The sequence below is a fragment of the Shimia gijangensis genome (genome assembly GCF_900142085.1).
Classification (GTDB): domain Bacteria; phylum Pseudomonadota; class Alphaproteobacteria; order Rhodobacterales; family Rhodobacteraceae; genus Shimia; species Shimia gijangensis.
Genome location: NZ_FQZQ01000048.1, coordinates 1 through 6,848 on the forward strand (window position 1 = coordinate 1; position 6,848 = coordinate 6,848).

At 54.8% G+C, this 6,848-nt stretch carries 4 protein-coding genes and 2 pseudogenes; 3 read left to right on the forward strand and 3 right to left on the reverse strand.

Annotation, left to right across the window (positions count from 1 at the left end; translation table 11 throughout):
- Positions 1–275 precede the first annotated feature (275 nt).
- Complete coding sequence (locus BUC32_RS19655) at positions 276–863, reverse strand: recombinase family protein (protein ID WP_073257259.1); 588 nt, start codon at positions 861–863, stop codon at positions 276–278.
- A 158-nt stretch (positions 864–1,021) separates the two neighbouring features.
- Between BUC32_RS19655 and BUC32_RS19660 the strand changes: the two genes are divergently transcribed.
- Positions 1,022–3,904, forward strand: coding sequence for a Tn3 family transposase (locus BUC32_RS19660; RefSeq protein WP_073257262.1), 2,883 nt, complete (start codon positions 1,022–1,024; stop codon positions 3,902–3,904).
- Positions 3,905–4,311: 407 nt separating this feature from the next.
- Here BUC32_RS19660 and BUC32_RS19670 read toward each other — a convergent pair.
- Positions 4,312–5,544, reverse strand: a pseudogene (locus BUC32_RS19670) (IS110 family RNA-guided transposase).
- Positions 5,545–5,675: 131 nt separating this feature from the next.
- Here BUC32_RS19670 and BUC32_RS19675 point away from each other — a divergent pair.
- Both BUC32_RS19675 and BUC32_RS19680 read left to right on the forward strand, forming a co-directional pair.
- Positions 5,676–5,954: pseudogene (locus BUC32_RS19675) on the forward strand (integrase core domain-containing protein); the annotation flags it as partial.
- A gap of 215 nt (positions 5,955–6,169) precedes the next feature.
- On the forward strand, positions 6,170–6,436 hold the full coding sequence (locus BUC32_RS19680; RefSeq protein ID WP_073257265.1) for a hypothetical protein: 267 nt from the start codon (positions 6,170–6,172) through the stop codon (positions 6,434–6,436).
- Positions 6,437–6,517: 81 nt separating this feature from the next.
- Here BUC32_RS19680 and BUC32_RS19685 read toward each other — a convergent pair.
- Positions 6,518–6,848 (reverse strand): DDE-type integrase/transposase/recombinase (locus BUC32_RS19685; RefSeq protein WP_245815232.1); only part of this gene is annotated, 331 nt, incomplete at its 5' end.

The window sequence follows — 6,848 nt, forward strand, 5'->3', positions numbered from 1 at the left end:
TCCGTTTCGACATCGTCGATCTCCTTCGTGTTGAAGATCAACAGACAACAAATCGCAGCTTACGTCAGTGTCCGAATTTCGGGGGGTAGCTCACCTTTTCGTTTGCCGAGTCAGTAAGAGCTGGTTGGGTAGCATGCATAACCAAGCGGTTCGAAGAAGAACGTTTGGCCGTGGATAGGCTAGTATCGACAATTTCCGCTCTTGCCGCTCCAAAACAATATCCAGCAGCCTGTCTTCTATCAGGGGTCTGATGCCGGAGGGGGCAGGATCCTACGTTAAGGGCTGATTGGGCGTTCTGTCCGTTGCAACGTCCTGTAAACGGTTGGCCTCGAAACTGAGAAGAGTTCAGCAAGATCGCTGATGGAGTATTCTCCTGTAGCGTGCATGCGTGCGAGCTCTTTCTGTTGTTTATCAGATAGTTTTGGCTGTTTACCGCGGAGTTTTCCTTTAGCGCGGGCTATAGCCATTCCTTCTCGTGTCCGCATTCTGATTAGATCCGCCTCGAATTCGGCGAACGTCGCCAGGATGTTGAAGAACATCTTTCCCATCGGGTCGGCAGGATCATAGACCGAAGCACCCAAGGCGAGCTTCACGCCTTTTGCTTCGAGCTGGTCTGCGATGGTTCGGGCATCGGGAACGGAACGGGCCAGGCGGTCTAGTTTGGGGACAACGAGTGTATCCCCATCACGAACGGCGGCAAGCGCCTGGTCCAAGCCCTGGCGGGCACGATTGGTGCCGGTCAATCCGTGGTCAGTGTAGATAAGGTCTTCGGCAACCCCAAGATCGATCAAGGCCTGACGCTGCGCCGTCAGATCCTGTTTGTCGGTGGAACAGCGGGCGTAGCCTATCTTGGTCGCAGTCATGACCTGAGTGTACGAATATGGGGCCTCTTTTGCAAAACTATTCGTACCAGTTATATGAGACAGCCTTGCAGCCGACATCGTTGACCGTGTGAATTCCCTCTTAACTGTCCGCTCAGCGATCCCCTTTCGGACACCTCTCTTGCCAAGGAAGTAACATTATGCCCCGTCGGAAAATCCTGACTGGCCGCCAACGCGCGGCCCTTTTTGACCTGCCAGCCGACGAAGCTCTATTGTTGCATCACTACACCCTGGCGGATGACGATCTGGAGATCATTCGGTCCCGCAGGCGCCGTCACAATCGTTTCGGCTTCGCACTACAGCTTTGCGCCCTACGATATCCAGGTCGTTTGCTCGCGCCAGGTGAAGTCATTCCGCTGGAAATCACGCGCTTCCTGGCGGCCCAGCTTGGACTGAGCCCCGAAGATCTGGCCGAATATGCAAGCCGCGAAGAAACCCGGCATGAACACCTGGCAATCCTGCGCGAGCTTTATGGTTACAAGATGTTCGCGGGACGGGGATCGCGCGACTTGAAGGTTTGGCTGGAGAAGAAAGCCGAGACGGCGCGGTCGAACGAAGACTTGGCGCGGTGGTTTGTCGATCGCTGCCGTTCGACGCAAACCATCTTGCCCGGGATTACCGTGATCGAGCGCCTTTGCGCAGACGCCCTTGTCGCGGCAGAGCGACGGATTGATGCGCGGATTGTAGATCGGCTGGAACCTGAAATGCGCAAATGCCTTGATGCCTTGCTGACCGAGAGTGCAGATGGCAGCGTCACGCGCTTTGTCTGGTTGCGGCAGTTTGAGATGGGGCGGAACTCAGCCGACATGAATCGTCTGCTCGACCGATTGGAAGCACTGCAGGAAATCGCACTCGACAATTCTCTGCTGTCCGATATTCCGCCGCATCGCGTTGCTGGCCTTCGCCGTCAGGGCGAGCGCTACTTTGCCGGGGACATGAGGGATATCTCGGGTAATCGGCGCCTCGCAATTCTCGCAGTATGCGTTTTGGAGTGGCGAAGTGCGGTTGCCGATGCAGTGGTCGAGACTCACGATCGGATCGTAGGCAAAACCTGGCGTGAGGCCAAATCACGAAGCGACGCCTGCGTGGCTGAAGCCAAATCGACTCTGAAGGACACCCTGAAAGCCTTCTCGTCCCTCGGATCGGCATTGCTCGAAGCGCACGAAGACAAAGCTCCACTGGAAGAGGCCATTCAAAATACCGGGGGTTGGTCCTCGCTCAAGGACCTTGTTGCAACCGCTGCGCAACTCACCGACACACTGGCCGCCGATCCGCTGGCACATGTTGTTCAGGGCTATCATCGTTTCCGGCGCTACGGTCCGCGCATGTTGCGGGCGCTCGAAATCAAGGCAGCTCCGGTTGCCGAGCCATTGCTAACCGCTGCGGAAATCATCGCAGTTGGCGAAACAACGGCCGTCCGGTCGCGAAGCTTTCTGCGCCGCACATCAAAATGGCATCGACACCTGAAGGACGATGACGGGCACCGGCTATGGGAGGTGGCCGTCATGTGCCATCTGCGCGAGGGTTTTCGATCAGGCGACGTCTGGCTTGCCCATTCCCGGCGATATGGTGACCTCAAGGAAGCGCTTGTCCCTACCGAAGTCGCCCGGTCCACACCGAGACTGGCTATGCCGTTTGAACCTGAAACCTGGCTGGCAGATCGGAAGGCCCTTTTGGCCAATGGTTTGCAGAGACTTGCCCGTGCCGCCAGAGCTGGTGCGATTCCGGGAGGCCTCATCGAGAACGGCATCCTCAAACTCGACCGATTGACCGCTGCCGTCCCCGAAGAGGCCGACGCCATGGTACTCGACCTTTATCGACGACTGCCGGAAGTCAGGATCACTGACCTTCTGCTCGAAGTGGATGACGAGGTTGGCTTTACCGAGGCATTCACACATCTACGCACTGGCGTACCCTGCAAAGACAGGATCGGCCTGTTAAATGTGCTGCTTGCCGAAGGGTTGAACCTCGGCCTCAGCAAAATGGCGGGTGCGTCGAACACCCATGACTACTTCCAGCTCTCGCGCTTGTCGCGGTGGCACATTGAAAGCGATGCGATGGCCCGCGCCCTGGCCATGGTGATCGAGGGGCAATCTACATCGCCGATGGCGCAGTATTGGGGCGCCGGGCAGGCTGCGTCGAGCGACGGTCAGTTCTTCCCTACCTCACGTCATGGCGAGGCGATGAATCTCGTTAATGCCAAGTATGGCCATGAACCTGGGCTGAAGGCTTATACCCATGTCTCCGACCAGTTTGGTCCCTTCGCCACACAGACCATCCCGGCCACCGTGAACGAAGCGCCCTACATTCTGGATGGTCTGTTGATGACCGATGCCGGGCAAAATGTCAGGGAACAGTACGCTGATACAGGTGGCTTCACCGACCATGTCTTCGCGGTCACCGCGTTGTTGGGTTTCCAGTTTATTCCCCGCATCCGGGACCTGCCGTCCAAACGCCTGTATCTATTCGACCCCACATCTTGCCCGAAGGAATTGAAAGGCTTGATTGGAGGCAGGATCAGAGAGCCGATCATCGCAACGAACTGGCCGGACATCCTGCGCAGCGCTGCCACCATGGTGGCAGGGAGTATGCCTCCAAGCCAATTACTGCGGAAATTTGCCGCCTATCCCCGTCAGCACGAACTCGCGGTGGCACTACGAGAAATCGGACGGGTCGAACGGACGCTCTTTATCATCGACTGGTTGCTTGATGCAGACATGCAGCGCCGGGCGCAAATCGGCCTCAACAAAGGCGAGGCACACCACGCCTTGAAGAACGCACTCCGCATCGGGCGGCAGGGTGAAATCCGCGACCGGACTTCAGAAGGACAGCACTATCGCATGGCTGGCCTGAACCTGCTGGCTGCGATCGTCATTTACTGGAACACCAAACACCTTGGAAACGCTGTCGCCGAACGCCGCCGCGAAGGATTGGATTGCTCGCCCAACCTGCTGGCGCATACCTCGCCACTCGGATGGGCTCACATACTCCTGACAGGTGAATACAGGTGGCCCAAAAGGTGATCAGAAAGTCTTAGCGTAGGATCCTGCCCCCTCCGGCATCAGACCCCATTGAGGTGGATTTCTCGCTGCCAGCCGAACGAGTGGTCCGCAGCCTGAAACAGATCATCGAATGGCGCGGGAAACCGCAAACGATACGCGTCGATAACGTCCTATGCGCGGAATTATTAGCTGATTTGGCATCAGGTCATTGTCGTATCGAGGTGTCTCGACACGTTCAGAAAGTGGCTCAGTTTTGCAATTTGGTCAACGACAGTCTCTCCCATAACAAACACAGAGTACGCTTTTGCGGCTCTCACCGTCCTTAAGACGAGATCTTCGGGTCGCTAACACAGAAGGCCTAAACATTATCTACGAGGTCAGATGTCTGCCTCTACGGCCCTTACAGAGAAAGGTTCTTCTGTGATCGATCACCCCTCAAAGAAGGGGCGATAGGGTTTGCCATGTTTAATGATCCCGTGAACAGTACGGGCCATCTTGGCGGCGATTGCGGTATATGCCTTTCGACGCAAATGGGTGTTTTGTCGGTCCTTGGCGATGTAGCGCTCGAACTTATCTCTGAAGCTGTTGGTACGCTGCAGAATGGCAACCTGACCAGCCATCCACAGGGTGCGGCGCAAGCGGGCATTCCCGTATTTTGATAGCTTGGTTTGGCCACGGAAAGTGCCCGACTGGATGGTTGCCAAGTCCATACCTCAGAACTTCAAGAACTGCCGGTGGTGTCCAAAGCGGCGCAGGTCGCCAGCTTCTGCGAGGATGGTCAGGGCGTTGATCGGGCCGATCCCAGGTATTGATGTCAGCAACTGATAGTCAGGCAGATCTTTGAGGAGCGCGACGGCGCGATCTTCGATTTGATTGCGTTGGGCAATGAGACTGCGTCCTTCCCCAAGAACCAAGCGGAACATACTGATTGCATCAGAATCTGGGGCAACCGGCAATCCCACAGAAGACTTGGCTGTCTCGTAAATATCTGCAAGCAAACGCTCTTTCGCAACCTTGCGACCGACCACACCCCAAGCATCAGCGGTGAAAGCGCCCTTGCCCATTGCCGTGATAAAATGTGGTGAAGGATAGCGCTCAAGGAATGCAAAGAACCAATCACTGCGCGAGCTGCGGTGAAAGCGGTCGGCTTCGGGAAAATACAACGGCAGGTAATGTGTCAGCACACGGTGCCACAGCTCGGTCTTCGACTTGGAGACGATATCGTGGGTTTTGGACAGCTCTTGAATGTCATTTGTGCCATGCATCAATGGATCATGATAAAACTGCTCGTTCCCGACCTCCATCATGTGCAAGATGACCTGTGCGTCCTTGGGGTCGTTCTTATCCCAACTGTTGTTGAGCGCTTCCCGCGTGCGCGCCAAAGCCACTGACGACACCAGCTTCACCTCAAAGCCCGCGGTTGCCAAATGGTACGCAAAGGCACGGTGATAATTGCCAGTCGCCTCGAAGGCCACACGCACCGGACACCCATAAGACCGCAACGCGGCGATGAGGCGATTGAAGTCAGCAAGTTCGTTCAAAACCGTTAAACGGCGTCGGCGTTTTTTATCAGGAATAGCGATCAAAACTTCATGCCGCGCTTTGGCGATGTCGATGGCCACCAAAACAGGTGCATCTCGCGCAATAATAATCTTGGTCATAGTCGGTCTCCTTTGCGGTGTGGTTTGCGCAAAACCACTGTAGGGACCTGAGACCCGGCTATGACCAGCTTCTGCGCTATTTGAGGGCTGCGCAGGCGATCATAGCCTATCAATCAGCGTCATTCCGAAGGTGTTACGGCCCAGAATATGTCAGTGGAAAGCTGATGGCCTGGGCTGAGAAACGAAGCATTTGCCTTGAATATATTCAGCCCGGAAAGCCGCAGCAGAACGCTTACATCGAGCGCTACAATCGCACCGTTCGCGGTGAATGGCTCGGGCAATACATCTTCGAAACGATTGAGGAGGCATAAGACCAGGCAACCGAATGGCTCTGGACATACAACAACGAGCGACCCAACATGGGCATCGGCGGCATAACACCCGTCATGAAACTGAAAATGGCCGCGTGAATTCTACAAGCGGACCCCATTAAAAATGGGGGGATTACCCTTTCAGCAATTCTGGTCAGGATGCTAGGTACGTGAATCTCGCCTACCCAGAAAACCCGTTCTAACCTCAACTCTTGTGCGAAAAATATTGCCTTAAAGCCATTCGGGCCTCTACGGTGAGACTCAATTCTCCGCTTTCAAAAATTGGAAATGGAAATAAGAGTGAGGAAACTGGGATGGTGTTCGATATGACCGAGGATCAATTGGCAATTCTCCGCTTTTTTCTCGAAGGGGATTGGTTGGTGTTCAAGATCATGATCGGAGTAGCAGTCGGGCTCATACTCGCCGATTATTACATCAAAATCGGGGACAAGGAAAAAGGGATGAGTTTTCTCGATGTTGTGTTCGTGACTATCTTTGTACCTGTGGTTCTGTTGACACTCACATGGCCCGTTGCAAAACTGCTTGTACTTCCCATGATCGGGGTCTCTCTGGGGCAATAACATAAGGCGATTTGCTGCAAGTTTGATGGTAGTGTCGCAAACTTTGTGATGTGGTGAGAAATCCTTGAGCTCTAGACGCATTTATTCTGCGAATTGCGCAAACTGCTTGAAACCAGAGGTGCCAGTTGCTCCAAATTGGCACTTCCTGATCATGTTTGCTACTTCAATTCCTTCAAGGGTGGCTGCCGCACTGGGAAATGATCCAAATCCGCCCATGTTTCGGATCCGCCTTTTGATGAAACGATGATCCTGTTCGACGAGGTTGTTGAGATACTTCGACTGAACCGTTTGGACGGACACGGGGCAACCAAGTCGCTTAAAGCTACGCGCTTTTAACCTGATGCATACCCGGCCTCGCAAAAGTAGTTCCAGCATTCTTGCGGTGTGAACATGTCGCAGACTTCGGCCAATG

Excerpts from the sequence above, each read along its gene's own strand:
- BUC32_RS19660 (WP_073257262.1), top strand. The coding sequence starts at position 1,022 with ATGCCCCGTCGGAAAATCCTGACTGGCCGCCAACGCGCGGCCCTTTTT.
- BUC32_RS19655 (WP_073257259.1), bottom strand. The coding sequence starts at position 863 with ATGACTGCGACCAAGATAGGCTACGCCCGCTGTTCCACCGACAAACAG.
- BUC32_RS19680 (WP_073257265.1), top strand. The coding sequence starts at position 6,170 with ATGGTGTTCGATATGACCGAGGATCAATTGGCAATTCTCCGCTTTTTT.